The following is a 26,734-nucleotide window of genomic DNA, read 5'->3' as shown; positions in this document are numbered from 1 at the left end:
GAAAAACGATGAAAAGCAAAATAATTGTGATTGTTGGCCCAACAGCTGTTGGAAAGACTGCCCTAGCCATTGAAGTTGCTCAGCGATTCAACGGTGAAGTAGTCAGTGGGGATAGCCAACAAGTATACCGAGGACTGGATATTGGAACAGCCAAGGCAAGTCCGGAGGAGCAGGCAACTGTCCCTCATCACTTGATTGATGTGAGAGATGTAACCGAGTCTTACTCGGCTTTTGATTTTGTTTCTGAAGCCAAGATGGCCATTGAGGATATTCAAAATCGTGGTAAACTTGCTATAATAGCTGGTGGGACAGGACTTTATATTCAGAGTCTACTAGAGGGATATCATCTAGGTGGAGAGACACCACACGAGGATATTTTAGCCTACCGAGCTAACTTAGAACCTGTTTCGGATGAGGAGTTAGTTCATCTCGTAGAGAAAGCAGGTCTTGAAATTCCCCAATTTAATCGTCGTCGTGCTATGCGTGCCTTGGAAATTGCCCATTTTGGTCAAGACTTGGAAAATCAAGAAAGTTTATATGATCCGCTGATTATTTGCTTGGATGATGAGCGTAGTCAGCTTTATGAGCGTATCAATCACAGAGTGGATCTGATGTTTGAAGCTGGACTTCTAGACGAAGCCAAGTGGTTGTTTGACCATTATCCAGATGTGCAGGTTGCTAAAGGGATTGGCTACAAGGAACTCTTTCCCTATTTTCGAGGAGAGCAGAGTTTGGAGGAGGCTAGCGATAGTCTCAAGCAAGCGACTCGTCGATTTGCCAAGCGCCAGCTAACCTGGTTCCGTAATCGTATGCAGGTGACCTTTTATCAGATAGGAGAATCTGGTGTAAAAGACCGTATTTTAAGCCAGATTGAGGAGTTTTTAAATGATTGAAACGGAGAAAAAAGAGGAGCGAGTCCTGCTCATTGGTGTTGAACTCCAGGGTATGGATAATTTTGACCTCTCCATGGAAGAGCTGGCTAGTCTGGCTAAGACGGCTGGTGCAGTTGTAGTCGATAGCTACAGACAAAAACGAGAAAAATACGACTCTAAGACCTTTGTTGGTTCTGGTAAGTTGGAAGAAATTGCTCAAATGGTGGACGCAGAAGAAATCACGACAGTCATTGTCAATAACCGTCTGACACCTCGACAAAATGTCAATTTAGAGGAAGTCTTAGGTGTTAAGGTGATTGACCGTATGCAGTTGATTTTAGATATCTTTGCTATGAGAGCTCGAAGCCATGAAGGTAAGCTACAAGTTCATCTTGCACAACTCAAGTATCTCTTGCCTCGTTTGGTTGGTCAGGGGATTATGCTCAGCCGTCAGGCAGGGGGAATTGGTTCCCGTGGTCCAGGTGAAAGTCAGCTGGAGCTTAACCGTCGTAGTGTTCGCAACCAGATTACAGATATCGAACGTCAACTCAAGGTGGTTGAGAAAAACCGAGCGACAGTTCGAGAAAAACGTTTGGAGTCAAGTACCTTTAAGATTGGTTTGATTGGTTACACCAATGCTGGGAAGTCAACTATTATGAATGCTTTGACCAGCAAGACCCAGTACGAAGCAGATGAACTTTTTGCAACTCTAGATGCGACAACTAAAAACATCCATCTGGGGGGCAATCTACAGGTAACCTTGACAGATACCGTTGGATTTATCCAAGACCTACCGACAGAATTGGTGTCAAGTTTCAAGTCGACCTTGGAAGAAAGCAAGCATGTAGATCTCCTGGTCCATGTCATCGATGCCAGCAATCCTTACCATGAGGAACATGAAAAAACGGTCCTCTCCATCATGAAAGATTTGGACATGGAGGATATTCCTCGCTTAACCCTTTATAATAAAGCAGATTTGGTGGGGAACTTTACGCCTACTCAAACGCCTTATGCATTGATTTCTGCTAAATCTAAGGATAGTCGCGAACAGTTGCAGGCTTTATTGCTAGATAAGATTAAGGAAATTTTTGAAGTATTTACCCTGCGCGTGCCTTTTTCTAAATCTTACAAGATTCATGATTTAGAGAGTGTCGCTATTCTTGAAGGACGGGACTACCAAGATGATGGTGAAGTCATCACAGGCTACATTGCAGAGAGAAACAAATGGAGATTAGAAGAATTTTATGACTGATATCAAAACTTTGGCACTCAAGTATGGTGGCTATACAAGTCTAGACAAGGTCTATCTGGACCAACTTTTAGCTGGTAGGTCTGAAGAGGAGCAACTAGCTCTCATTACACCTCCACCCAGCGTAGTGAATGCCTACTTTGCAGAGCTTTACCAGAAAAAGAGTCCTCAAGCTGCGACCGATTATTTTGCAGAAGTCAGCCAAGAACTGAACCTCTATAATGCTGAGCCAAGTTTCGCTTTGGAAAGCAAGCCCTTTATTCGCCTCAATCTATCTGGTAAATCCTTTGGATTTTGCTACGAGAAAGAAGGACTAGGTCGCATTTTCTCAGAGAACGAGGAAGCAATTACGGATGAATTACTCTTTGAGATAGCGCAAATTTTTCCCCATCAGCTAATTTTTGTGGAGTCTGGTAAGATTTACATGAAGGCGATTGGTGAAGAGGAAGTAGTCAGCCTGGAAAATCTCACAGCCTTGACAGATCTGGAAAATTTAGCAGATGGAAGAAAGCGACTTAAGGGATATAGCCAAGAGGATTTACTACTAGAAGCTAGAGCCTTTTCTGGCAAATTTTATTATCGCTCAGAAAACCGCACAGCTATGTTATATATTGATTAATTAGAAAGAAGCAAATGGATATTCAATTTTTAGGAACGGGGGCTGGTCAGCCTTCTAAAGCCCGCAACGTTTCAAGTCTCGCCCTGAAACTCTTGGACGAGATTAACGAAGTCTGGCTCTTTGACTGTGGAGAAGGAACGCAAAATCGCATTCTGGAAACTACGATTCGACCACGCAAGGTCAGCAAAATCTTTATCACTCACTTGCATGGAGACCATATCTTTGGCTTGCCTGGTTTTCTCTCTAGTCGTGCCTTTCAAGCCAATAAAGAGCAGACAGATTTGGAAATCTATGGTCCCCGAGGCATCAAATCTTTTGTATTGACCAGTCTACGAGTGTCAGGTTCACGCCTGCCCTATAAGATTCATTTCCATGAGTTCAACCAAGATTCTCTAGGGAAAATTCTTGAAACAGATAAATTTACAGTATATGCGGAAGAGTTGGATCACACTATTTTCTGTGTAGGCTACCGTGTCATGCAAAAGGATCTAGAAGGCACTCTGGATGCTGAAAAACTCAAGGCTGCCGGCGTACCATTTGGACCGCTTTTTGGAAAAATTAAAAACGGGCAGGATGTCATCCTAGAAGACGGCACCGAGATTAAGGCAGCAGACTATATCTCAGCCCCACGCCCTGGTAAGATTATCACTATCTTAGGTGACACTCGAAAAACTAATGCCAGCGTGCGTCTGGCTGTCAATGCAGATGTCCTTGTCCATGAATCCACTTATGGTAAAGGTGATGAGAAAATTGCCCGCAATCATGGCCACTCAACCAATATGCAGGCTGCGCAGGTGGCAACAGAAGCGGGAGCCAAACGACTCTTGCTCAACCATATCAGCGCCCGTTTTCTTTCAAAAGATATCAGCCAGCTTAAGAAAGATGCTGCAACGGTTTTTGAAAACGTCCATGTGGTCAAAGACTTGGAAGAAGTGGAAATCTAGAAGATTGAGAAAGGAAAAGTATGTCTACTATTCTCATTACAGGTGCTAGCGGGGGTCTAGCCCAAGAAATGGTCAAACTCTTGCCTCAAGACCAACTCATTTTGCTAGGTAGAAATAAGGAAAAACTAGTTCAACTATACGGAAATCATCCTCAGGCTGAATTGGTTGAGATTGATATTACCGATGCTCAAGCCTTAGAAGAACTAGTTGTTGAACTTTACCAGCGTTATGGCAAGATTGATGTTTTAATTAACAACGCTGGTTACGGAATTTTTGAAGATTTTGACAAGATTTCTAATCAAGACATTCATCAAATGTTTGAGGTTAACACCTTTGCTCTCATGAATCTATCACGTTTGGTTGCTTCTCGTATGAAGGAGACTCGAAAAGGCCATATCATCAATATCGTCAGCATGGCAGGATTGATTGCGACTTGCAAGTCTAGTCTATACTCTGCGACCAAGTTTGCGGCTATCGGTTTTTCAAATGCTCTTCGACTTGAGCTCATGCCCTATGGTGTCTATGTGACAACTGTTAATCCAGGACCTATCCGTACAGGATTTTTTGACCAGGCAGACCCAGATGGGACCTACCTCAAATCGGTCGACCGCTTCCTACTCGAGCCAGATGCAGTAGCTAAAAAAATTGTTAAGACTATAGGCAAAAACAAACGCGAGCTCAATCTCCCAGCCTTGCTAAATTTAGCTCATAAATTTTATACCTTCTTTCCCAAGTTAGCAGATAAGTTGGCAGGAGAAACTTTTAAATATAAGTGAAAAGGCTGTTCCCTTGAGGAATGGCTTTTTATTTTTTTCGGTTGCTAATTTGTAGAAAAATACCACATGATAAACAGGCAGTTTATAACGATTAAGCCCATTTAAGGTATAAATAGAGATAAGAAAGCAGAAAAGAGAGGATAAACTTCGAGTCTAACATAACTGAAAGTATATCTATAGCCGAAGCTTATGAAGTCAAGATAAAATAGGATTAAAAGAACTTGCCCTTTGTCAGATTGATTAGACTGTAAATTGGAGTTAGGAATATTCTTAGAATAGATGAAGAAAATAAAAAAAAGTAAAAATGTTAAAACATCTTGACATTTTATCGATTTAGAGTATAATAAGAAATGTAAAGAGCTCTTGACATTATTACAAAAATTTGGAGGAACAAAGCCATGAAAAAGATGGATGAAATGGACAGAGATATTCAGTTGCGTTCTGAGGAGTGGGGCTATAAAACAGCGCTTTTGGGTTTATGTGCATGGACAGGATTTAATATCTATCAAGCACTTGTTGGTGGTGGCAAACTTGAAATGCTTCCTTGCTTAATTTTGATCTTATCTGTAAGTGTGCAAGGATTTGCTCAAACCGCAATGAAACGTAATATGATTGCTGGTGATGAAGAGTATAAAGAACCAAATAAACTTGTTCAAGGAGTGATTTTGATGGTTGTTATCCTTATCGTAGTATTGGCTCTTGGCGTTTATTTTTTTCAGAAAGACTAATGCTGTATGAAAAATAATATCAAACAGTTAAGAAAATCTGAGGGACTACGTCAGGAAGATATGGCAAAAATATTAGGCGTTAGTCGACAAACCATTATTGCTATCGAGAATGACAAGTACAATCCTACACTTGAACTAGCAATGAAAATTGCAAGGCTGCTACGACTACATGTTGAAGAAATTTTCATTTTAGAAGATTAAAGATATCAGATAGCATTTATTCTAATCATCTGATTCGTAATGATGGAGAGTTTTCCGGTTCATGGAAACTCTCTTTTTAAAGCTCTTAAAGAGTCTACTCAATTTTACCCTTGTCCATCTATATATCTATCTATCTATCGTAAAACTGGTATAAAAATTGCAAATCGAATCTTAAAATAGTATACTAGTTCTGTTAGTTATGAAAACGTTTGCGTTTTATTAATTTTAGGAGACAAATGATGGAATTAACAGCCATTTATCATAGACCAGAATCAGAGTATGCTTATCTTTACAAAGAAGGTCAGCTACATATCCGAATTAGAACCAAGAAAAATGATGTCCAGCAGGTTATTTTGCATTATGGAGATCCCTTTATTTTCATTGAGGATAAGTATGAAGCTAAGAAAGAAATGACCAAAGTAACCTCAGATGCTTTATTTGATTATTGGCAGGTTACAGTATCGGTTGATTTTGCACGCATTCAGTATCTCTTTGAGCTCCTTGATGAGGAAGGTCAGGGTATCTTTTATGGAGATAAGGGTTGTGTAGAACATACTCAAGAAAACTTGGATGCTGATGGAAACGGCTTTAAGCTTCCTTATATTCACGAAATCGACGGATGCCAGGTTCCTGACTGGGTTTCAAATACCGTTTGGTACCAGATTTTCCCAGAACGATTTGCTAATGGAAATCCTAATTTGACCCCAGATGGAGCTCGAGAGTGGGATGCTGCCATTGCACCTAATATTGATGATTTTTTTGGTGGAGATTTACAAGGGATTATTGACCACTTAGACTATCTTAAAGATTTGGGAATCACTGGACTTTATCTATGTCCGATTTTTGAAGCAACGACCAATCATAAGTACGACACGACGGATTATTTTGAAATTGACCGTCACTTTGGAGACAAGGAAGTCTTTGCTAATCTAGTCGAGGAAGCTCACAAACGGGGCATCAAGATTATGCTAGATGCTGTTTTCAATCATATCGGCTACCAGTCTGCCCAATGGCAGGATGTTCTAAAGAACGGAGAAAAGTCACCATATAAAGATTGGTTCCATATCCAAGAATTTCCAGTTACTGAGGATAAACTTCAGAATCCAAGACAACTCCCTTATCATACCTTTGCCTTTGCTAGCTATATGCCTAAGTTGAATACAGCTAATCCGGAGGTTAGGGACTATCTTTTAAGTGTTGCGACCTACTGGATTGAAAATTTTGATATCGATGCTTGGCGCTTGGACGTTGCCAATGAAATTGACCATCAGTTCTGGAGAGATTTCAGAAAGGCAGTTCTCGCTAAAAAGTCTGATTTGTATATTTTAGGTGAAATCTGGCATACCTCACAACCTTGGCTACAAGGGGATGAGTTCCATGCAGTTATGAACTACCCACTCTCTGAAAGTATCAAGGATTATTTCTTGCGTCAGCGTAAAAAGACAGAGCAGTTTATTTCAGAAATCAATAGCCAGTCGATGTACTACAAGCAACAAATCTCAGAGGTGATGTTTAACCTTTTAGATTCTCATGATACAGAGCGTATCCTTACAACTGCCAAAGGAAATCTCCAGCATGTCAAGGCAGCCCTAACTTTCCTCTATCTTCAAAAAGGGACCCCTTGTATCTATTATGGAACAGAGCTAGCATTAATTGGTGGACCAGACCCTGACTGCCGTCGTGTCATGCCTTGGGACCGTGTTTCTGAAGACAATGACATGCTGAATTTCATGAAGAAATTAATCAAGGTTCGCAAGGAAGTTGCAAGCATTATTCAGCATGGAAATTATCGCTTGGAAGAAGTAAAACTAGATGTTTTATCCTTGAAGTGGAACTACCAAGGAAAAGAAGTTCAAGCAATCTTTAATCAGTCTAAAGAGAATTTTATCTTAGACAGAGATTCAGTTGACTTAGCGAGTCATTGCCAGTTTGAAGATGGTCAGCAAGTCATCTTACCAGATGGATTTGTCATTACTGTTTCGAAATAAAGCAATCAACTGCAACAAGTATCTAGTTACAAAAAAATGAAGGGATTACGTAACTTTAGATGCATAAAAACAAGAAGCTGTCCTCTAGTAGGACAGTTTTTTGGTAAATTTCACTAAATGTACATTCAGATTTTTTATAGTTTTCTACAAAATATAGAAAAAACAATCAAAAGTATGATTTTTACAGTCATAGTATTGAAGTTTCCTATATTATTTTATAAAATAGAAGTAATAATTACAAAAAAAGTATAGCGCTTTCAATAAAAATGGAAGCGGTTACTTAACAAGGAGAACCCTATGGGAAAAGATTATTGGAATCGCAAAAGTATCTATAGCATCCGTAAATTTACGGTAGGAACATGCTCAGTGCTTATCGGGACATGCTCTGTTTTATTTGGAGCAAATCTAGCAGGTGTAAATTCTGTATCTGCGGATGAGACACCAGTCGCTGTTGCTACAGAAAAAGTGGAGAAAGAAACTCCTAAAGAGGAAGCTGTAGATTCAAAAGCTTCTGAACAACCTGTAACAACAGAAACTGTTAAAAGTGAAGCAGTAGAAACTAAGTATGAAGTAGAGAAAAAAGTGGAAGCCCCAACTACTGAGACTACTCCTGAGAAAAAAGAAACCTCTGATGTTGAAAAGCAAGCTCCAGCTGTGACTCAGGATCAATCTGCTCAAACAGAAAAACCAGAGCTCAAACCTGCAACTAATGATGAGGTAAAACAGTTGATTGAGGATAGAAAAGTAGAATTCAACCAAAACTGGCATTTCAAGCTCAATGCCAATGCTAAAGATGCGGTCAAGCCAGATGCCGATGTTTCTAGTTGGAAGAAATTAGACCTTCCTCATGACTGGAGTATCTACAATGACTTTGACCATGACTCACCTGCCCAAAACGAAGGTGGGCAACTCAATGGTGGTGATGCTTGGTATCGTAAGACCTTTAAACTCGATGAAGAAGACCTCAATAAGAATGTACGCATCACATTTGATGGGGTTTACATGGATTCTCAGGTTTATGTAAATGGACAGCTAGTTGGTCACTATCCAAATGGTTACAACCAATTCTCTTATGACATCACTGACTATCTCCATAAAGACGGTCGCGAGAATGTCGTAGCAGTGCATGCCATCAACAAACAACCAAGTAGCCGTTGGTACTCAGGAAGCGGGATTTACCGTGATGTTACCCTTCAAGTCACAGATAAGGTCCATACTGAGAAAAATGGAACAACTATCTTAACACCAGATCTTGAAAAACAACAGAATGGCAAGGTTGATACTCATGTAACCAGTAAGATTGTCAATACTGATGATAAAGATCATGAAATTCTTGCTGAGTATCAAATCATTGAACGTAATGGTCAAGCTGTAACGGATCTAGTTCGTACAGCTAGTCAAGTCTTGAAAGCTCATCAATCAGCTAGCTTAAATGCTATTTTACAAGTTAATAAACCAAAACTTTGGACAGTTCATAGCGACAAGCCTGCCCTTTACGAATTGGTGACACGTGTCTATCGTGATGGTCAATTGGTCGATGCTAAGAAGGACTTGTTTGGTTACCGTTACTACAATTGGACACCAAATGAAGGCTTCTCTTTGAATGGTGAACGTATTAAATTCCATGGGGTTTCTCTTCACCATGACCATGGTGCTCTTGGAGCTGAAGAAAACTATAAGGCAGAATACCGTCGTCTGAAACAAATGAAGGATATGGGTGTAAACTCTATCCGTACAACCCACAACCCAGCTAGTGAGCAGACTTTGCAGATTGCTGCTGAGCTTGGTTTGTTGGTCCAAGAAGAAGCCTTCGATACTTGGTATGGTGGTAAGAAACAGTATGACTACGGTCGCTTCTTTGATAAAGATGCTACTCACCCAGACGCTAAAAAAGGTGAAAAATGGTCTGATTTTGACCTTCGTACCATGGTTGAACGAGGAAAGAACAACCCTGCTATCGTTATGTGGTCTATCGGTAATGAAATCGGTGAAGCAGACGGGAAACCTCGTTCTCTAGCAACAGTTAAACGCTTGGTTCAAGTTATCAAGGCTGTTGATAAGACACGCTATGTCACTATGGGAGCAGATAAGTTCCGTTTTGGTGATGGTAGTGGTGACCATGAAAAGATTGCCAATGAACTTGATGCCGTTGGATTTAACTATTCAGAAGACAACTACAAGAAACTTCGTGCAAAACATCCAAATTGGTTGATTTACGGTTCTGAAACTTCCTCAGCTACTCGTACACGTGGAAGTTATTTCCGTCCAGAACGTGAATTGGTCCACAGCAATCAGGCTTACCGTAATTACGAGCAATCAGACTACGGTAATGACCGTGTTGGTTGGGGTAAAACAGCTACTGCATCTTGGACTTTTGACCGTGACAATGCAGGTTACGCGGGTCAGTTCATCTGGACAGGTACGGACTATATCGGTGAACCTACTCCATGGCACAACCAAAACCACACACCGGTTAAAAGCTCGTACTTTGGTATCGTAGATACAGCTGGTATTCCAAAACATGACTACTTCTTGTATCAAAGCCAATGGGTTTCTGCTGAGAAGAAACCAATGGTTCACTTGCTTCCTCACTGGAACTGGGAAAATCCTACCCTAAAAGAGAATGTAGCGGATGCAGATGGTAATATTCCAGTCCGTGCCTATTCTAACGCTGCAAGTGTAGAACTATTCTTGAATGGTAATACTCTAGGCAAGAAGACATTTACTAAAAAACAAACAAGTGATGGACGTACTTACCAAGAAGGTGCCAACGCTAATGAACTTTACCTTGAATGGAAGGTTGCTTTTGAACCAGGTACTTTAGAAGCAGTAGCTCGTGACGAAGCAGGTAATATCATTGCTCGTGATAAGATTGTGACCGCTGGAGAACCTGCAGGGGTTCGTTTGGTCAAAGAAGAAAATGCTATCGCAGCTGACGGAAAAGACCTCACTTATATCTATTACGAAATTGTTGACAGTAAAGGTAACGTAGTTCCTACAGCCAATAATCTTGTTCGCTTCCAGTTGCATGGACAAGGTCAGATTGTCGGTGTGGATAACGGGGAACAAGCCAGCCGTGAACGTTACAAAGAACAAGCAGATGGTTCATGGATTCGCAAAGCCTTTAATGGTAAGGGTGTTGTGATTGTCAAATCAACTGAGCAAGCAGGTAAATTCACCTTGACTGCTCACTCTGATTTCTTGAAATCTGGTCAAACAACTATCTTCACAGGTAAGAAAGACCAAGAGGAAAAAACTGTTTTAGGTGCAGAGGTTCCTAAAGTTCGTACAGTAATCGGTCAAGCAGCGAAAATGCCTTCAAAAGTAGGATTTATCTACAGTGATGGCAGTCGTGCAAAACTTCCAGTAGAATGGTCCGCAGTTGATGTCAACCAACCTGGTATTTTTACTGTTAAAGGTGTGGCAGAAGGAAGAGATGTAGAAGCGCGTGTTGAAGTCTTGGCTCTCGAAACAGAATTACCGGTAGTTAAGAGAATTGCACCAACTACAGATTTGAGTACGGTTGACCCATCTGTTAGCTATGTATTGTCAGATGGTACTCTAGGAAGCTATGACGTTGATAGGTGGGAAGTTGCAGCTGAAGATCAAGCTAAATTAACTATCCCAGGCTCTCGTATCCAAGCTAAAGGAATTTCAGGTGATGATGAAATCGCTGCAACCTTTGTAGTCGCAGAAGGTCAAGCGGCCTCACCAGTAGTACCGACTGTAACTGTTGCAGACCAGCCTGTAGAAGGGCTCTCAACTGACCAACCGGTTCTATACCATAAACTTGCTTATGGAGCTGCTTTGCCTGAAGTCAAAGCTTTAGCTGAAAATGCGCAAGTTACTGTTATTCAAGCTAACGAAGCAAATGGTATGCGTGCTAGTATTTATGTTCAACCAAATGATGGTGGAGCACTTCAGACTTATGCTATCCAATTCTTACAAGAAGCTCCTCAGATTGAACGTTTAAGTCTAGAAGTTGAAAATGCAGACGCACTGAAAGAAGACCAAACGGTCGGTATCAAGGTCTTGGCTCACTACCAAGATGGTACTCAGGCAGTCTTGAAGGCTGACAAGGTTACCTTCTCAACTTCAGGTGAAGGAGACGTAGCTGTTCGTAAAGGTATGCTTGAATTGCATAAACCTGGTCAAGTAACTTTGAAAGCTCAATTTGAAGGAGCAGAGGGTCAGATTGACTTGAACATTCAGGCAAATACTGAAAATAAAGTTGTCCAGGCAATTCGTCCAGTAAGTGTTGTGACAGGTTTGAACCAAGAACCAAGTCTACCTGATACAGTAACGGTAGAGTACGATAAAGGATTTCCAAAAGTTCACAAGGTAACTTGGCAAGCAGTTGCTAAGGAAGACCTTGCTAAATACCATAGCTTTGATGTTCTAGGTAAAGTAGAAGGAATTGAAAACGAAGCTCATGCTAAAGTTTCTGTAGAAGGTATCATTGCAGTCGAAGAAGTGACTACAACAACTCCAGTTTCAGAAGCTCCTCAATTACCAGAAAGTGTCCGTACTTACCACTCAAACGGCCAAGTATCTTCAGCTAAAGTGACTTGGGATGCTATTGACCCAAGCCAATATGCAACTGAAGGTAGCTTTACAGTGACAGGGCATGTGGAAGGGACTCAGTTACCAACTAAACTTCATGTTCGTGTATCTGCTCAGACAGAAACTGGTGCAAACATTTCTGACCAGTGGACAGGTTCTGAGTTGCCACTTGCCTTTGCATCAGACTCAAATCCAAGTGACTCGGTAGCAAATGTTAATGATAAACTAATCTCATACAACGACCAACCAGCTAACCGTTGGACAAACTGGAACCGTACAAGTGAAGCATCAGTGGGAATCCTCTTTGGTGATTCTGGTATCCTATCTAAACGTTCGGTTGACAACCTCAATGTTGCCTTCCACGAAGACCACGGTGTTGGTGCACCTAAGTCTTATGTCATCGAATACTATGTAGGAAAAGATGTTCCAACAGTTCCTAAGAACCCAAGCTTTGTAGCTAGTGAAGACCACGTCTTTAACGATGACAATAACTGGAAACAAGTGACAAATCTTAAAGCTCCAGACCAAGTGAGAGCTGGAGAAATGACTCACTTTAGCTTTGATAAAGTCAATACCTATGCGGTTCGTATCCGTATGGTTAGACCAGATGGTAAATGGGGTACTTCCATTACAGAAATTCAAATCTTCTCTAAACAAGTAGCTCCAGCTAAGAAAGCTCAAGCTCAAATCCAAGTAGATGGAAAAGATTTGCCAAACTTTAACCCTGGCTTGACTGACTATTATTTAGAAGCTAAAGAAGACCAAGCACCAACTGTAACAGCAAGTGTATCAGATAATGGTATTGCTACAGTGATTCCAAGCGTTCGTGAAGGTGATCCAGTTCGTGTTGTCGTTAAGGCTGAAAACGGAGATATTCTAGGTGAATATCGTCTCCACTTTACAAATGATAAAGACTTGCTAGCAAGTAAACCTGTTGTTGCTGTGAAATCATCACGCTTGGTTGCTAAGGGGCATACTCTTGAGTTACCTGCGAAAGTCGCTGTTTACTTCACAGGTAAAGATGGCTATGAAGTCAAAGACTTGGCAGTTGAATGGGATGAAGTTCCAGCTGAAAATCTAGCGAATGCAGGTGAATTTACAGTTCGTGGTCGCGTTTTAGGTACTGATTTAACTGCTGAAGTAGCAGTACGTGTGACTGATAAACTCGGTGAAAACCTATCAGATAACCCTGATTTTGATGATGATAGCAACCGCTCATTTGCTTCTGCAACCAATGATATTGATCCAAATTCTCATGACCGTGTGGACTATGTTAACGATGGTTCTGATGATGAAACCCGTCGTTGGACCAACTGGTCTCCAACTCCATCTGATAATCCAGAAGTTTCAGTAGGGGTTATCTTTAGAGAAGCTGGCAAGATTGTTGAACGTACAGTCGCTGAAGGAAGCATTCGATTCTTCTCAGATGGTGGTACAGATGCACCTTCTAAACTAGTCTTAGAACGCTATGTGGGACCAGAATTTGACTCACCAGAATACTACTCTAACTACCAACCATACGATCCAGAACATCCATTTAACACTCCTTCTAACTGGGAGAAAGTTGAATACCGTGCGGACCAAGAGATTCAAGCAGGTACTGATATCCATGTAACCTTTGCCCCAGTTAAAGCTAAGGCTATGAGATGGCGCATGGATAGAAAAGCTGATACCAAGGGTGTAGCTATTACAGAAATGGCCTTCATTGCTCCAAGTGAGGAACCTAAGGATAGTACAGCTGCAAAACTTCTTGTGGATGGTAAAGAGATTGCTGACTTCTCTGAAGATCGTGTGGATTACCAAGTGACCTATAGTGGAAATCGTCCTCAAGTAACAGTTGAAGCTGGCGAAAATGTAGCAGCAACTATTGTTGATAGTGGTGATGATAAACTTCCAGTCTTGATTCATCTTGTTTCAGAAAGTGGTAAACATATTAAGGAATACCGCATTCAATTGACTAAGGCAGATGCTGAAAGCGCTAAGACAGAACCGGCTATACATGAAGTTCCAGAGTTCACAGGCGGCGTGAATGGAGAAGAACCAGCAGTTCACGAAATTCCAGAATACACTGGAGGCGTGAATGGAGAAGAACCAGCAGTACATGAAGTTCCAGAGTTCACAGGTGGCGTGAATGGAGTTGAAGCAGCAGTTCACGAAGTACCAGAACATACTTTAGGAGCGAATGTAGTCGAACCAGCAGTTCACGAAGTACCAGAATACACTGGTGGTGTGAATGCAGTCGAGGCAGCGGTTAACGATGTGCCAGAATACAAAGGTGGTGCCAATGCAGTCTTTGCAGCGGTGAACGAAGTACCAGAATACACTGGTGGCGTGAACGCAGCCGAAGCAGCGGTCAACGATGTGCCAGAGTACAAAGGTGGTGCCAATGCAGTCTTTGCAGCGGTGAACGAAGTACCAGAATATACTGGTGGCGTGAACGCAGCCGAAGCAGCGGTCAATGAAGTACCGGAGTACAAAGATGAGCAGTCGATTGTAGCCCTTGCTATGTCACAAGACAAGACTTATCAGGCACCTGCAAGCCGTCAACATATTCTCCCTGAAACAGGTACTAAGGAAAATGCAACCCTTGCAACAGCAGGTGTTGTGGGAGCGCTTCTTGGACTCTTTGCAATGGGAAAGAAGAAAGACGAAGAATAAAATAATCTGACAGTATTTAGATTATAGAGATTGGACAAGAAAACAATCTAAACTATAAAAAGTGGACAAACTAGTTTCAAGAAACAGAACTAGATCTTGTCCGCTTTTTTATGTTTCTTGGTAGAAAAAAATCCTTAACAAAGATGCTAAACTTGATAATTGAGTTTTCAAATAACAAAAAACAAATAAGAAAGCCCTTTGTGGCTTTTTTATTTTCATAAAAATGGTAAAATAGTAAGAGTAGAAATGGAGTTCTAGATATGAAACGAATTGATCAATTTGAAAATAAGAAAGTATTAGTCCTAGGTTTAGCCAAATCAGGTGAGTCTGCAGCTCGTCTCTTGGACAAGTTGGGTGCCATTGTAACGGTTAATGATGGCAAGCCTTTTGAGGAAAATCCAGCAGCACAAAGTCTCTTGGAAGATGGTATCAAGGTTGTAACTGGTGGTCATCCCTTGGAATTGTTGGATGAAGATTTTGCCCTCATGGTGAAAAACCCTGGTATTCCTTATAGCAATCCTATGATTGAAAAAGCTCTAGAAAAAGGCATTCCAGTTTTGACTGAGGTTGAGTTGGCCTATTTGATTTCTGATGCACCAATCGTCGGTATTACTGGTTCAAATGGTAAGACAACGACCACAACCATGATTGGTGAAGTTCTGACTGCTGCAGTACAAAATGGACTCTTATCAGGTAACATCGGTTATCCTGCTAGTCAGGTTGCTCAAACTGCGACAGATAAGGACACCCTTGTCATGGAACTTTCTTCTTTCCAATTAATGGGAATCCAGGAATTCCATCCTGAAATTGCTGTCATTACCAACCTGATGCCAACGCATATTGACTATCATGGTTCTTTTGAAGCCTATGTCGAAGCTAAGTGGAATATTCAAAGCAATATGACAGCAGCTGATTACCTAGTATTGAACTTCAACCAGGAATTAGCTAAAGAGCTTGCGACAAAGACAAAAGCGACTGTAGTACCATTCTCAACTCTTGAAAAGGTTGATGGAGCTTATCTTGAAGATGGTCTTCTCTACTTCCGTGGTGAAAAAGTCATGGTAGCTGATGAAATCGGTGTTCCTGGTAGCCACAATGTGGAAAATGCTCTTGCAACCATTGCTGTAGCTAAACTGCGTGGCGTTGATAATGAAACCATCAAGGAAACCTTGTCGGCCTTTGGTGGAGTTAAACACCGTCTCCAGTTTGTAGACCAAATCAATGGCGTTAAATTTTATAACGATAGTAAGTCAACCAATATCTTAGCAACTCAAAAAGCCTTGTCAGGATTTGATAATAGCAAGGTTATCTTGATTGCTGGTGGGTTGGACCGTGGCAATGAGTTTGACGAATTAGTTCCTGATATTACTGGACTTAAGAAAATGGTCATCCTCGGTCAATCTGCAGAACGTGTCAAACGTGCAGCGGATAAAGCTGGTGTGGCTTATGTCAACGCGACTGATATTGCAGATGCGACTCGTAAGGCTTCTGAACTTGCTGAAGAAGGAGATGTTGTTCTCCTCAGTCCTGCCAATGCGAGCTGGGATATGTATGCTAACTTTGAAGTACGTGGAGATCTTTTCATCGACACTGTAGCGGAGTTAAAGGGATAATATGAAAAAAATAGTATTTACTGGTGGGGGAACGGTTGGACACGTTACCCTCAACCTTTTGTTAATGCCTAAGTTCATCGAAGATGGCTGGGAAGTCCACTATATTGGTGATAAAAATGGGATTGAGCATCATGAAATTCTCAAGTCAGGTTTAGATGTTACCTTCCATTCGATTGCAACAGGGAAATTACGTCGTTATTTCTCATGGCAAAATATGGTTGACGTCTTTAAGGTTGCTTTTGGAATTCTTCAATCGCTCTTTATCATGCTTCGAGTTCGTCCACAAGCCCTCTTTTCTAAGGGTGGATTTGTATCTGTTCCGCCTGTTATCGCAGCGCGGGTATGCAGAGTACCAGTCTTCATCCACGAGTCTGATCTCTCTATGGGATTGGCCAATAAAATTGCCTATAAGTTTGCGACTAAGATGTACTCTACTTTCGAGCAAGCGTCTAGTCTCACTAAGGTAGAACATGTAGGAGCTGTGACCAAGGTTTCTGGTCCAGTTATGGAAGAACCTGAAGAAATGGTGGATATCCGAACTTCTTTCAATGACAAGTTACCAACTCTTCTCTTTGTTGGAGGTTCTGCTGGGGCGCGTGTCTTTAACCAACTAGTAACAGACCACAAGGAAGAGTTGACTAGTCGCTATAATATCATTAACCTGACAGGTGATGCTAGTTTAAATGAACTAAGTTCGAACCTCTACCGTGTTGACTATGCGACAGAACTCTATCAACCACTCATGAATCTGGCTGATGTGGTCATCACTCGTGGTGGTGCCAATACGATTTTTGAACTCCTTGCTATGGCTAAATTGCACGTCATTGTGCCACTGGGTCGTGAAGCTAGTCGTGGAGACCAGATTGAAAATGCAGCCTATTTTGTGAAGAAAGGCTATGCTGAGGAGTTGCAAGAGAGCGATTTGACTTTGTCAACTTTAGAAGAAAAAGTAAATCAACTCTTGACAAACAAAGAGATTTACCAAAACAAGATGAAGAATTCTCAGGAATTAAAATCTGTGGCAGATTTTTATGAGCTACTCAAAAAAGATTTATCATAAGGAAAATTGATGTCAAAGGATAAAAAGAATCAGCACACTCAAGTCAAGGAATTGTCAGAGTGGCAAAAACGAAATCAAGAATATCTTCAAAAAAAAGCTGAAGAAGAGGCGAAACGTGCCGAAGAAGAAGCTCGTGAAAAAGAAGAACAAGTATCAGAGTCTTCTGAAAGCGCTCAAGAAGTGTCAGAATGGCAAAAACAACACCACGAGTATTTGAGCAAAAGAACGGAAGAACAATCTAAGAGTTCTGAAGAAGTGGACGAAGAATCCGAAAAATCTGAAGAGAAGGATTCGGATACTAGCGATGAGACTTCAAATGAAGAGAAAGATTCGGAGGAAACTCCTCAAGAAGACTCTAAGAGTCAGGATCAAGTAGAGAAAGAAAAAGCTGACGAAAAGGTTAAGAAACAGAAAAAAGTAAAAACCAAGAGTAAACCTCCAAAACCGGCCATTCCTTCTATACATATCTGGCGAGCAGTTACAATCCTCGTCCCTAGTTTTATAATCTTATTCTTGTCTATTTATCTACTAAGTCCTCTAGCTACAATGAAACATATTGAAGTTACAGGGACGGTTCAGACAAGTGCAGAGCAAGTCAAAGAAGCTTCTGGAATTCGTGACAGTGACTATACAATCAGCTTGCTCTTAAATAAAGATAAGCATGCGGAAATGGTCAAATCAAATCACTGGATTGAATCGGCTAAGATAGTTTATCAATTCCCAGTTCACTTTACTATTGAAGTTAAAGAATTTGTGATTGTAGCCTATTCAGTTTCAGGAGATAACTATTATCCAATCTTATCTAGTGGAAGCATTGAATCAACTGCCGTTAGTTCTGACAACTTACCTGAGAAATACATATCTGTTTTATTTAACGATGAGGAACAGATTAAAACCCTAATTTCTCAGCTAAATGAAGTTAGTCCAGAAATTAAGCAAGAGATTGAGAAGATTGAACTTGCACCAAGTAAGGTAACAAGTGACCTTCTAAAGATTACCATGTATGACACAGACGAAATTTTGGTGCCATTATCAGAACTAGGGAAGAAATTACCTTACTATAGTAAGATAAAACCACAGTTAACAGTTCCTAGCGGTATTGACATGGAGGTCGGTATCTATAGCTATAGTCTAGTGGATAAGGCTCTGGATGACGAAAGAGTCAAAGCCAAAGAAGAGGAAAAGAAGAAGCAGGAAGAAGAGAAGAAAAAACAAGCTGAGCAAGGAAATCAAGATCAAACAACACAGACGACTCAAACAACACAGAGTCGCTAAGTTTCAGATGATTCGTTCAGTTACTTGTTTTTACTTGACAAGTACCGCTTTAAATAATAGAATAGTAAAAAACCTTTAAAGCAGTCCAGAGAGGCAGCTAAGGTTAGACGGTGAAAGGGTGGAGACTACCCATTTTTCGTGGAACCTTGCTGTAGGCAGGTTCCTTTTTTCATGCTCTCTAGCTAACAAAGGTAAAAGGAGAAAAGTATGCGCGAAGCTCGTCCAGTTATTGCTCTTGATTTTCCAAGTTTTGAGGCAGTCAAGCAATTTTTAGCTCTTTTTCCAGCAGGAGAGAGCCTCTATCTAAAGGTAGGTATGGAACTTTATTATGCTACAGGTCCTGAGATTGTATCTTATCTGAAAGATTTGGGACATAGTGTCTTTCTGGATCTCAAACTCCATGATATTCCAAATACAGTCAAATCAGCCATGAAGGTCTTGTCTCATCTGGGCGTTGATATGACCAATGTTCATGCAGCAGGTGGCGTTGAGATGATGAAAGCTGCGCGTGAAGGCCTTGGGAAAGAAGCTAAATTGATTGCTGTCACTCAGTTAACTTCAACCTCTGAGGAGCAAATGAGAGAGTTTCAAAATATTCAAACCAGTCTTCAAGAATCGGTTATTCACTATGCCAAGAAAACTGCTGAAGCGGGATTAGATGGTGTGGTTTGTTCAGCTCAGGAAGTTAAGCTCATCAAAGAAGCTACCAGTCCAGACTTTATTTGCCTGACACCCGGCATTCGTCCATCAGGCGCTGCAGTAGGAGATCAAAAACGTGTCATGACACCAGCAGATGCCTATCATATTGGTAGTGACTATATCGTTGTCGGACGCCCAATCACTCAAGCCACTGATCCAGTAGCAGCTTATCATGCTATCAAGGATGAATGGACCCAAGACTGGAAATAAGAATATAGTTTAAAATACAAAGGAGAATCCCATGACACTTGCTAAAGACATTGCTAGCCATCTATTGAAAATTCAAGCCGTTTACCTCAAACCAGAAGAGCCCTTCACTTGGGCATCAGGAATCAAGTCACCGATTTATACGGACAACCGTGTAACACTTGCCTACCCAGAGACACGTACCTTGATTGAGAATGGTTTTGTGGAAGCTATCAAGGCAGAATTCCCAGAAGTAGAAGTGATTGCAGGAACAGCGACTGCGGGTATCCCACACGGTGCTATCATCGCTGATAAGATGAGTCTGCCATTTGCCTATATCCGCAGCAAACCAAAAGATCATGGCGCTGGAAACCAAATCGAAGGCCGTGTAGCTCAAGGACAAAAGATGGTTGTTGTTGAAGATTTGATTTCAACTGGTGGTTCGGTTCTCGAAGCCGTAGCAGCAGCCAAACGCGAAGGAGCAGATGTGCTTGGTGTCGTAGCAATTTTTAGCTATCAATTACCAAAAGCAGATAAAAACTTTGCGGATGCTGGTGTCAAACTAGTGACTCTTTCAAACTACAGTGAGCTCATTCACCTAGCCCAAGAAGAAGGCTACATCACACCAGAAGGACTTGCTCTCCTCAAACGCTTTAAAGAAGACCAAGAAAATTGGCAAAATGTTTAGAGCATAGAAAAATCAGGTAGTCACAAGGATTACCTGATTTTTTTGAAAGGTCCAGGTAATCAGTTTGAAATTCCCAGACAAAATTTTTGAAAGGATTCTGAAAAAGAGGTAAGATGTATGTGTAAAGAAAAAAGAAAACGCTTACTCAAATAGGAGGAAATTTTATGTCATTTAAAACAAGCAATGCAGAAGGACCTGTAGATTTTATTAACACTTATGATTTGGAGCCAATGGCTCAACAAGTTATTCCTAAAGCTGCCTTTGGTTATATCGCTAGTGGAGCAGAGGATACTTTCACTTTACGCGAGAACATCCGTGCCTTTAACCACAAACTCATCGTTCCACATACGCTTTGTGATGTGGAAAATCCAAGTACAGAGATTGAATTTGCAGGTGAAAAATTGTCTTCGCCAATCATTATGGCGCCTGTTGCGGCTCATAAATTAGCAAATGAACAGGGGGAAGTAGCTACTGCACGTGGTGTGCATGAGTTTGGTTCTCTCTATACAACTAGTTCTTACTCTACTGTAGATCTTCCAAAAATTACAGAAGCCCTTCAAGGGACACCTCACTGGTTCCAATTTTACTTTAGTAAGGATGACGGTATCAACCGCCACATCATGGACCGTGTGAAGGCTGAGGGCTACAAAGCAATTGTCTTGACAGCAGATGCTACTGTAGGGGGCAATCGTGAGGTCGACAAGCGCAATGGTTTTGTCTTCCCCGTTGGTATGCCAATTGTTGAGGAATACCTGCCAGAAGGTGCTGGTAAATCAATGGACTTTGTTTACAAGTCAGCCAAACAACGCTTGTCTCCATGTGATGTAGAATTTATCGCTACATACTCAGGACTTCCTGTTTATGTCAAGGGACCACAATGCCGTGAGGATGTTGAACGCTCACTCGCTGCTGGAGCTTCTGGTATCTGGGTAACCAACCACGGTGGCCGTCAAATCGACGGTGGACCAGCTGCCTTTGACTCACTTCAAGAAGTAGCAGAAGCAGTTGACAAACGTGTGCCAATTGTCTTTGACTCTGGTGTTCGTCGTGGTCAACACGTCTTTAAAGCCTTGGCTTCAGGAGCAGACTTGGTAGCTATTGGGCGCCCTGTAATCTATGGTTTGGCTCTCGGTGGTAGTGTTGGTGTGCGTCAAGTCTTTGAACACTTGAATGCAGAATTGAAGACAGTTATGCAGTTGTCTGGAACTCAGACTATTGAGGATGTCAAACACTTCAAACTCCGTCATAACCCATACAATCCAACCTTCCCAGTTGACCCACGTGACTTGAAATTGTATTGATAAGTAAGACGGCCTTCACCTGATGTGGAGGCTTTTCTTCGTGTATAGAAAGATTAAATCGCTATCAGAAACTATATAAATATATTTTCCAGTCAAATATCTTGCTAGGGCTTTCAAATTCTGTTATACTGGTCCAGTAATAAAATAATAAAGACATTTGGGGTGCCTTAGGCTGAGATGATACCCATTGAACCTGATACAGTTAAGACTGGCGAAGGGAAATGTGAAAAGGTTTTTTTCGTATGTTGAAGGAAACTGTCTAATCTTGTAAGGTAAACTCTAATTCTCGTTTGTAATTGGAGTTTTTTTGTTTATACAAACTGGATAGGCTTGTTTAGGTAGCTCTCTGAAAATGCCCTCGATGTTCTTTAAAAGTATCAAGTGGAATTACGATCTTGCTTGGTATCTCTTGATATTTTATTGATTACTAAGGAGTAAAGAAAGGAAAAATAAATATGGAAACACAAGACTATGCATTTCAGCCAGGTTTGACCGTTGGAGAATTATTAAAAAGCAGTCAGAAGGATTGGCAGTCTGCAATCAATCATCGCTTTGTTAACGAACTTTTTGCGGGGACAATTGAGAATAAGGTCTTAAAAGACTACCTGATTCAAGATTATCATTTCTTTGATGCCTTTTTATCCATGCTGGGTGCCTGTGTAGCTCACGCAGACCAGCTTGAATCCAAGCTTCGTTTTGCCAAGCAACTAGGCTTTCTTGAAGCAGATGAAGATGGTTATTTCCAAAAGGCTTTCAAAGAGTTAAAAGTAGCAGAGAATGACTATCTAGAAGTGACCTTGCACCCTGTAACAAAAGCCTTTCAGGAGCTAATGTATTCTGCTGTGGCTTCATCAGACTATGCTCATCTTTTGGTCATGCTGGTCATTGCAGAAGGTCTCTATTTAGACTGGGGTTCTAAAGATTTGCCTCAACCTGAAGCCTATATTCATTCGGAATGGATTAATCTCCATAGAGGTCCTTTCTTTGCAGAGTGGGTTCAATTTCTGGTTGACGAACTCAATCGTGTCGGGAAAGGTCGAGAAGATTTGACAGAACTTCAGGAACGCTGGAATCAAGCAGTTGCTTTAGAATTAGCCTTTTTTGATATTGGTTATGAATTATAGGACAGATGCAATACTTTTATGTAGATTAAAAGAATGAACAAACAAACTATATAAATATATTTTCCGGTCAAATATCTTGCTAGGGCTTTCAATTTCTGTTATACTGGTCCAGTAATAAAATAATAAAGACATTTGGGGTGCTTTAGGCTGAGATGATACCCATTGAACCTGATACAGTTAATACTGGCGAAGGGAAATGTGAAAAGGTTTTTTTCGTATGTCGAAAAGAACTGTCTAATCTTGTAAGCTAAACTCTAATTCTCGTTTGTAATTGGAGTTTTTTTGTTTATCAAAAGAGGATAGGCTTGACGGCAAGCCTTTTGGTAGCTCTCCTTGAATGCCCCACTTTTCTTTAAAAAAGGAGTTTTTTATGTTGAAAAAATGGCAGTTAAAAGATGTTATCTTACTTGCTTTCTTGTCTATCTTTTTTGGTGGCGTTTTTGTGGGTTCAGGCTATCTGTTTGATATCCTCACCCTGATCTTGGCCCCTCTTGGTTTGCAGGCCTTTGCCAATGAAATCCTCTTTGGTCTCTGGTGTATGGCTGCGCCCATTGCGGCCATCTTTGTTCCAAGAATCGGAAGTGCAACGATTGGAGAAGTGCTTGCTGCACTTGCTGAAGTCCTTTATGGTAGCCAATTCGGTCTAGGCGCTCTTTTGTCCGGCTTGGTTCAAGGTTTGGGAAGTGAATTTGGTTTTATTGTAACAAAGAATCGTTATGAAAGTTGGCTCTCTCTAACTGCTAATAGTATTGGGATTACCCTTTTTAGCTTTGTCTATGAATACATTAAGTTAGGTTACTATGCCTTCTCCCTTCCTTTTGTCCTTTCCTTGCTGGTGGTGCGTTTTATTTCTGTCTTTTTCTTCTGTGCCATTTTGGTTCGTGCCATTGTCAAACTCTATCATCAGTTTGCAGCTGGAGGAAAGGCATAGATGGGTCTGGAATTACGGGAGATTCAGTCCCCAATCTTCTCAGAGCCGCTTGATTTTACTTTTCATGCGCAAGCTTTTACCTTGTTAGTTGGGAGCAGTGGTTCAGGAAAATCCAGCCTCTTTCAAGTCATTGCTCAAGTCAGTTCCTTACCCTATAGTGGTCAAGTCCTGATAGATGGGAGAGAGGTCAGTCAGCTTTCTATCGTCGAACGTGTCCAGTCGGTTGGCATTCTCTTTCAAAATCCCAATCATCAATTTACCATGGAGAACTTGTTTGAGGAGCTGATTTTTACCCTGGAGAATATCGGCCATCCCCTTCAAGAGATTGATTCTAAAATAGCAGAGGTGGTTCGGCAATGTCGTTGCGAGCCAATCTTGCACCGTCCCATCCATCACCTATCAGGTGGGGAAAAGCAAAAAGCTGCTTTGGCTGTTCTCTTTGCTATGAATCCTAGGGTCTATCTCTTGGATGAGCCTTTTGCTTCCATTGACCGCAAGAGCAGAATCGAGATATTGGAGATTCTAAAAGAGTTGGCTCTTGATGGGAAGACAGTCATCCTGTGTGACCATGATTTATCAGACTATGAAGCCTATATCGACCATATGGTGGAGCTGAGAGACGGGCAACTGAGGGAGGTGTTTCAAATCCCTACCTCTGAGATGACACAGGTTGTTTCAAAGGAAGTTGCTTCTAGCCCAGAACTATACCATATGGATCGTGTGACTTGTGAGCTGGGTAATCGCCCCCTCTTTTCCATTGCGGATTTTACATTCTACCAAGGAATTTCCTGTATCTTGGGTGACAATGGTGTCGGGAAATCAACCCTCTTTCGCTCTATTCTTCAATTTCAAAAGTATAAAGGGCTCATTACTTGGAAGGGGACAGTCCTGAAAAAGAAAAAGAGTTTGTACCGTGACCTGACGGGTGTTGTTCAGGAAGCTGAGAAGCAGTTTATCAGAGCCAGTCTGCGAGAAGAGCTTCAATTAGATGGACCTGATTCTGAAAGAAATCAGCGAATTTTCCAAGCTTTACAATATTTTGATCTGGAGCAGGCTCTTGATAAGAGTCCCTACCAATTAAGTGGCGGCCAGCAAAAGATTCTTCAGCTATTGACCATCTTGACCAGCAAGGCTTCTGTGATCTTGCTAGATGAACCTTTTGCAGGTTTGGATGATAGAGCCTGCCATTATTTTTGCAGGTGGATTTTGGAGGACAGAAATCAGGGAAGAAGTTTTTTGATCATTAGCCATCGTTTAGATCCCTTGATTTCTGTGGTCGATTATTGGATCGAGATGACTAGTCAGGGTCTCAGTCATGTGAAAGCAGTGACAATTACCAAACCTCTCCCATCTCTGAACAATGATACTCTAGGGGAGGTGAGGTAGTATGATCAAAGTAGCAACCAAGACACCAGTTATCAGCCTCTTCTTTCTAATTTTATCCTTGGAAACATCCTTCATTCCTTCGATTGCTCTTAATCTTTCGGTAGCCGCATTTTGCATACTCTTCTTGCTCTATCACCGTCGATTTAAAATGTTGGCTTGGATGCTCTTGCTCGCCATTTTGCCATCCTTCGCCAACTACTGGGCAATTCAGTTACATGGGGATGCTTCGCAGGCAGTGATACTTGGAACGAGGGCTTTTGTGACGGTTTGTATAGGTCTTGTCTTTGTTTCTAGTATTTCCCTAAAAGAGCTTCTCTTGTACTTGTCTCAAAAGGGGTTATCGCGCTCTTGGGCCTATGCCTTGATTGTGGTATTCAATGCCTTTCCCCTCATTCAGCAGGAAATCAAGTCTCTCAAGGAAGCTTGCTTATTGCGTGGTCAAAAACTGCATGTTTGGTCTCCCTTGATTTATAGCAAGGTTCTGATGACGGTCTTTAGATGGCGCCATCTTTACCTGAGAGCTCTGTCTGCACATGGATATGACGAACATGCTCATTTGGAGAATCGCTATCGGACTTTTTATATTTCACAGAGGACAAAATTGATCTACCTACTTTTCTTTTTATTGCTTCAAACCAGTTTATTTCTATAAAGGAGTTATTATGGAATTTACAGATATTGCGATGGAATTATCCAGAGAAGCTTGGCAGGCTTCCTTTCAGCATCCCTTTGTTTTACAGTTACAAGAGGGAACGTTAGAACCTTCTATTTTCCGCTATTACCTGATTCAGGATGCCTACTATCTGAAGTCTTTTTCAGAAGCCTATCACCTCTTGGCTGATAAGACTTCAAACCAAGAGATGAAAAGGCTCTTGAAACAAAATGCCCAGAGTCTAGTGGAGGGTGAATTATTTATCCGTCAACAATTTTTCAAGGAATTGGAAATCAGCGACCAGGAAATGGAGGAGCAACCGATTGCTCCAACCTGTTATCATTACATTTCTCATATTTATCGACAGTTTGCAGAGCCAAACTTGGGCATTGCTTTTGCTAGTTTGCTCCCATGTCCTTGGTTATACCATGATTTGGGCAAGGCACTTAATCGCAAACCATCCCCGAATCCTCTTTATCAGCAGTGGATTGAGACCTATATCACCGATGAATTAGAACAGCAGATTAAAGAGGAAGAAGCGCTGGTCAATCAACTCTATCGAGAAAGCGACGAGACAGACAAACAAAAAATGCTAGAGGCCTTCCACAGAAGTGTCCACATGGAAGCCAAGTTTTGGGAGATGGCTTACCAACACCAAACATGGACGAGTGATTTACAGTCCTTAGAAAAAGAGAAGAAATAGAAAATGAGAAACCACCAACTTCAAGTTCACAAATTAACCGTTTTATCCATGATGATTGCCCTTGATGTTGTTCTTACACCCATCTTTCGAATTGAAGGGATGGCACCGATGTCTAGTGTGGTCAACATTCTTGCAGGAATCTTGATGGGGCCTGTTTATGCCTTGGTCATGGCTACAGTCACAGCCTTTATCCGTATGTCTACTCAAGGCATTCCGCCCTTGGCCCTCACAGGAGCTACTTTTGGAGCCCTCCTTGCAGGTCTCTTTTATAAGTACGGTCGAAAATTTCATTATTCTGCCCTAGGAGAAATATTGGGAACAGGGATTATCGGTTCCATTGTTTCCTATCCTGTCATGGTTCTCTTTACGGGATCTGCGGCCAAGCTCAGCTGGTTTATCTATACTCCGCGATTTTTCGGAGCGACCTTGATCGGTACAGCCATAGCTTTTCTTGCCTTTCGATTTTTGATCAAGCTGGAATTCTTTAAAAAAGTGCAGGGATATTTCTTTTGAGAAAG

20 protein-coding genes, 2 pseudogenes and 2 riboswitches are annotated in these 26,734 nt (G+C 41.4%); all 22 genes and pseudogenes read left to right on the top strand.

What is annotated here, in order from left to right:
* Positions 1 to 8: 8 nt before the first annotated feature.
* The 22 genes and pseudogenes from miaA (at position 9) to thiW (ending at position 26,729) form a co-directional block, all read left to right on the top strand.
* Complete coding sequence (miaA, locus tag K1I61_RS04035; RefSeq protein ID WP_223333379.1) at positions 9 to 893, top strand: tRNA (adenosine(37)-N6)-dimethylallyltransferase MiaA; 885 nt, start codon at positions 9 to 11, stop codon at positions 891 to 893.
* Entirely contained in the window at positions 886 to 2,124 is a 1,239-nt protein-coding gene (gene hflX / locus K1I61_RS04030; protein WP_223333377.1) for a GTPase HflX, read from the top strand. The genes miaA and hflX overlap by 8 nt, the downstream gene beginning before the upstream one ends.
* Positions 2,117 to 2,740, top strand: a complete 624-nt coding sequence (locus K1I61_RS04025) for a hypothetical protein (protein WP_006148092.1) — start codon at positions 2,117 to 2,119, stop codon at positions 2,738 to 2,740. The genes hflX and K1I61_RS04025 overlap by 8 nt, the downstream gene beginning before the upstream one ends.
* Before the next feature lie 14 nt (positions 2,741 to 2,754).
* The gene (gene rnz / locus K1I61_RS04020; protein ID WP_223333365.1) at positions 2,755 to 3,684 is read left to right on the top strand and encodes a ribonuclease Z; all 930 of its coding nucleotides are present in this window, start codon (positions 2,755 to 2,757) and stop codon (positions 3,682 to 3,684) included.
* Positions 3,685 to 3,704: 20 nt separating this feature from the next.
* Complete coding sequence (locus K1I61_RS04015) at positions 3,705 to 4,460, top strand: SDR family NAD(P)-dependent oxidoreductase (protein WP_223333363.1); 756 nt, start codon at positions 3,705 to 3,707, stop codon at positions 4,458 to 4,460.
* A gap of 398 nt (positions 4,461 to 4,858) precedes the next feature.
* Positions 4,859 to 5,188, top strand: a complete 330-nt coding sequence (locus K1I61_RS04010) for a hypothetical protein (RefSeq protein ID WP_006148097.1) — start codon at positions 4,859 to 4,861, stop codon at positions 5,186 to 5,188.
* A gap of 6 nt (positions 5,189 to 5,194) precedes the next feature.
* Positions 5,195 to 5,389, top strand: a complete 195-nt coding sequence (locus tag K1I61_RS04005) for a helix-turn-helix transcriptional regulator (protein WP_006148098.1) — start codon at positions 5,195 to 5,197, stop codon at positions 5,387 to 5,389.
* Positions 5,390 to 5,628: 239 nt separating this feature from the next.
* Positions 5,629 to 7,377 (top strand): glycoside hydrolase family 13 protein, encoded by a 1,749-nt coding sequence (locus K1I61_RS04000; protein ID WP_223333844.1) that lies wholly within the window; start codon positions 5,629 to 5,631, stop codon positions 7,375 to 7,377.
* Between the two features lie 297 nt (positions 7,378 to 7,674).
* Positions 7,675 to 7,822 (top strand): annotated as a pseudogene (locus tag K1I61_RS09040) (YSIRK-type signal peptide-containing protein); the annotation flags it as partial.
* A gap of 251 nt (positions 7,823 to 8,073) precedes the next feature.
* A pseudogene (locus K1I61_RS03995) lies at positions 8,074 to 14,598 on the top strand (SIALI-17 repeat-containing surface protein); the annotation flags it as partial.
* A 260-nt stretch (positions 14,599 to 14,858) separates the two neighbouring features.
* Positions 14,859 to 16,211, top strand: a complete 1,353-nt coding sequence (gene murD, locus K1I61_RS03990; protein ID WP_223333358.1) for a UDP-N-acetylmuramoyl-L-alanine--D-glutamate ligase — start codon at positions 14,859 to 14,861, stop codon at positions 16,209 to 16,211.
* Position 16,212: 1 nt separating this feature from the next.
* The gene (locus tag K1I61_RS03985; protein ID WP_223333350.1) at positions 16,213 to 17,271 is read left to right on the top strand and encodes a UDP-N-acetylglucosamine--N-acetylmuramyl-(pentapeptide) pyrophosphoryl-undecaprenol N-acetylglucosamine transferase; all 1,059 of its coding nucleotides are present in this window, start codon (positions 16,213 to 16,215) and stop codon (positions 17,269 to 17,271) included.
* 9 nt (positions 17,272 to 17,280) lie between these two features.
* Positions 17,281 to 18,546: a cell division protein FtsQ/DivIB gene (locus tag K1I61_RS03980; RefSeq protein WP_223333347.1), complete on the top strand. Its 1,266-nt coding sequence runs from the start codon at positions 17,281 to 17,283 to the stop codon at positions 18,544 to 18,546.
* A gap of 207 nt (positions 18,547 to 18,753) precedes the next feature.
* Positions 18,754 to 19,455: an orotidine-5'-phosphate decarboxylase gene (gene pyrF / locus K1I61_RS03975; protein ID WP_223333345.1), complete on the top strand. Its 702-nt coding sequence runs from the start codon at positions 18,754 to 18,756 to the stop codon at positions 19,453 to 19,455.
* A gap of 31 nt (positions 19,456 to 19,486) precedes the next feature.
* On the top strand, positions 19,487 to 20,119 hold the full coding sequence (gene pyrE / locus K1I61_RS03970; protein WP_223333342.1) for an orotate phosphoribosyltransferase: 633 nt from the start codon (positions 19,487 to 19,489) through the stop codon (positions 20,117 to 20,119).
* Positions 20,120 to 20,283: 164 nt separating this feature from the next.
* A complete protein-coding gene (gene lctO / locus K1I61_RS03965; protein ID WP_223333340.1) occupies positions 20,284 to 21,420 on the top strand; it encodes an L-lactate oxidase in 1,137 nt (378 codons plus the stop codon).
* A gap of 148 nt (positions 21,421 to 21,568) precedes the next feature.
* Positions 21,569 to 21,657, top strand: a riboswitch (TPP riboswitch).
* Between the two features lie 218 nt (positions 21,658 to 21,875).
* Positions 21,876 to 22,544, top strand: coding sequence for a TenA family protein (locus K1I61_RS03960; RefSeq protein WP_223333338.1), 669 nt, complete (start codon positions 21,876 to 21,878; stop codon positions 22,542 to 22,544).
* A 123-nt stretch (positions 22,545 to 22,667) separates the two neighbouring features.
* Positions 22,668 to 22,756, top strand: a riboswitch (TPP riboswitch).
* 158 nt (positions 22,757 to 22,914) lie between these two features.
* Positions 22,915 to 23,475 carry an ECF transporter S component gene (locus tag K1I61_RS03955; protein ID WP_223333337.1) on the top strand — a complete coding sequence of 187 codons (561 nt, stop codon included), beginning with the start codon at positions 22,915 to 22,917 and terminating at the stop codon, positions 23,473 to 23,475.
* A complete protein-coding gene (locus K1I61_RS03950; protein WP_223333332.1) occupies positions 23,476 to 24,861 on the top strand; it encodes an ATP-binding cassette domain-containing protein in 1,386 nt (461 codons plus the stop codon).
* A gap of 1 nt (position 24,862) precedes the next feature.
* On the top strand, positions 24,863 to 25,513 hold the full coding sequence (locus K1I61_RS03945; protein WP_223333330.1) for an energy-coupling factor transporter transmembrane component T: 651 nt from the start codon (positions 24,863 to 24,865) through the stop codon (positions 25,511 to 25,513).
* Positions 25,514 to 25,523: 10 nt separating this feature from the next.
* On the top strand, positions 25,524 to 26,216 hold the full coding sequence (tenA, locus tag K1I61_RS03940) for a thiaminase II (RefSeq protein WP_223333328.1): 693 nt from the start codon (positions 25,524 to 25,526) through the stop codon (positions 26,214 to 26,216).
* Positions 26,217 to 26,219: 3 nt separating this feature from the next.
* Positions 26,220 to 26,729, top strand: a complete 510-nt coding sequence (gene thiW, locus K1I61_RS03935; RefSeq protein ID WP_223333325.1) for an energy coupling factor transporter S component ThiW — start codon at positions 26,220 to 26,222, stop codon at positions 26,727 to 26,729.
* Positions 26,730 to 26,734 lie beyond the last annotated feature (5 nt).

This window comes from Streptococcus infantis (assembly GCF_019929665.1).
Classification (GTDB): Bacteria; Bacillota; Bacilli; order Lactobacillales; family Streptococcaceae; genus Streptococcus; species Streptococcus infantis_H.
Note: the sequence above shows the minus strand (reverse complement) of the source record. Positions and strands in the feature narration are given on the sequence as shown.

Bases quoted from the DNA above. Each gene is read 5' to 3' on its own strand.
- miaA (WP_223333379.1), top strand. From the start codon at position 9: ATGAAAAGCAAAATAATTGTGATTGTTGGCCCAACAGCTGTTGGAAAG.
- hflX (WP_223333377.1), top strand. From the start codon at position 886: ATGATTGAAACGGAGAAAAAAGAGGAGCGAGTCCTGCTCATTGGTGTT.
- K1I61_RS04025 (WP_006148092.1), top strand. From the start codon at position 2,117: ATGACTGATATCAAAACTTTGGCACTCAAGTATGGTGGCTATACAAGT.
- rnz (WP_223333365.1), top strand. From the start codon at position 2,755: ATGGATATTCAATTTTTAGGAACGGGGGCTGGTCAGCCTTCTAAAGCC.
- K1I61_RS04015 (WP_223333363.1), top strand. From the start codon at position 3,705: ATGTCTACTATTCTCATTACAGGTGCTAGCGGGGGTCTAGCCCAAGAA.
- K1I61_RS04010 (WP_006148097.1), top strand. From the start codon at position 4,859: ATGAAAAAGATGGATGAAATGGACAGAGATATTCAGTTGCGTTCTGAG.
- K1I61_RS04005 (WP_006148098.1), top strand. From the start codon at position 5,195: ATGAAAAATAATATCAAACAGTTAAGAAAATCTGAGGGACTACGTCAG.
- K1I61_RS04000 (WP_223333844.1), top strand. From the start codon at position 5,629: ATGGAATTAACAGCCATTTATCATAGACCAGAATCAGAGTATGCTTAT.
- murD (WP_223333358.1), top strand. From the start codon at position 14,859: ATGAAACGAATTGATCAATTTGAAAATAAGAAAGTATTAGTCCTAGGT.
- K1I61_RS03985 (WP_223333350.1), top strand. From the start codon at position 16,213: ATGAAAAAAATAGTATTTACTGGTGGGGGAACGGTTGGACACGTTACC.
- K1I61_RS03980 (WP_223333347.1), top strand. From the start codon at position 17,281: ATGTCAAAGGATAAAAAGAATCAGCACACTCAAGTCAAGGAATTGTCA.
- pyrF (WP_223333345.1), top strand. From the start codon at position 18,754: ATGCGCGAAGCTCGTCCAGTTATTGCTCTTGATTTTCCAAGTTTTGAG.
- pyrE (WP_223333342.1), top strand. From the start codon at position 19,487: ATGACACTTGCTAAAGACATTGCTAGCCATCTATTGAAAATTCAAGCC.
- lctO (WP_223333340.1), top strand. From the start codon at position 20,284: ATGTCATTTAAAACAAGCAATGCAGAAGGACCTGTAGATTTTATTAAC.
- K1I61_RS03960 (WP_223333338.1), top strand. From the start codon at position 21,876: ATGGAAACACAAGACTATGCATTTCAGCCAGGTTTGACCGTTGGAGAA.
- K1I61_RS03955 (WP_223333337.1), top strand. From the start codon at position 22,915: ATGTTGAAAAAATGGCAGTTAAAAGATGTTATCTTACTTGCTTTCTTG.
- K1I61_RS03950 (WP_223333332.1), top strand. From the start codon at position 23,476: ATGGGTCTGGAATTACGGGAGATTCAGTCCCCAATCTTCTCAGAGCCG.
- K1I61_RS03945 (WP_223333330.1), top strand. From the start codon at position 24,863: ATGATCAAAGTAGCAACCAAGACACCAGTTATCAGCCTCTTCTTTCTA.
- tenA (WP_223333328.1), top strand. From the start codon at position 25,524: ATGGAATTTACAGATATTGCGATGGAATTATCCAGAGAAGCTTGGCAG.
- thiW (WP_223333325.1), top strand. From the start codon at position 26,220: ATGAGAAACCACCAACTTCAAGTTCACAAATTAACCGTTTTATCCATG.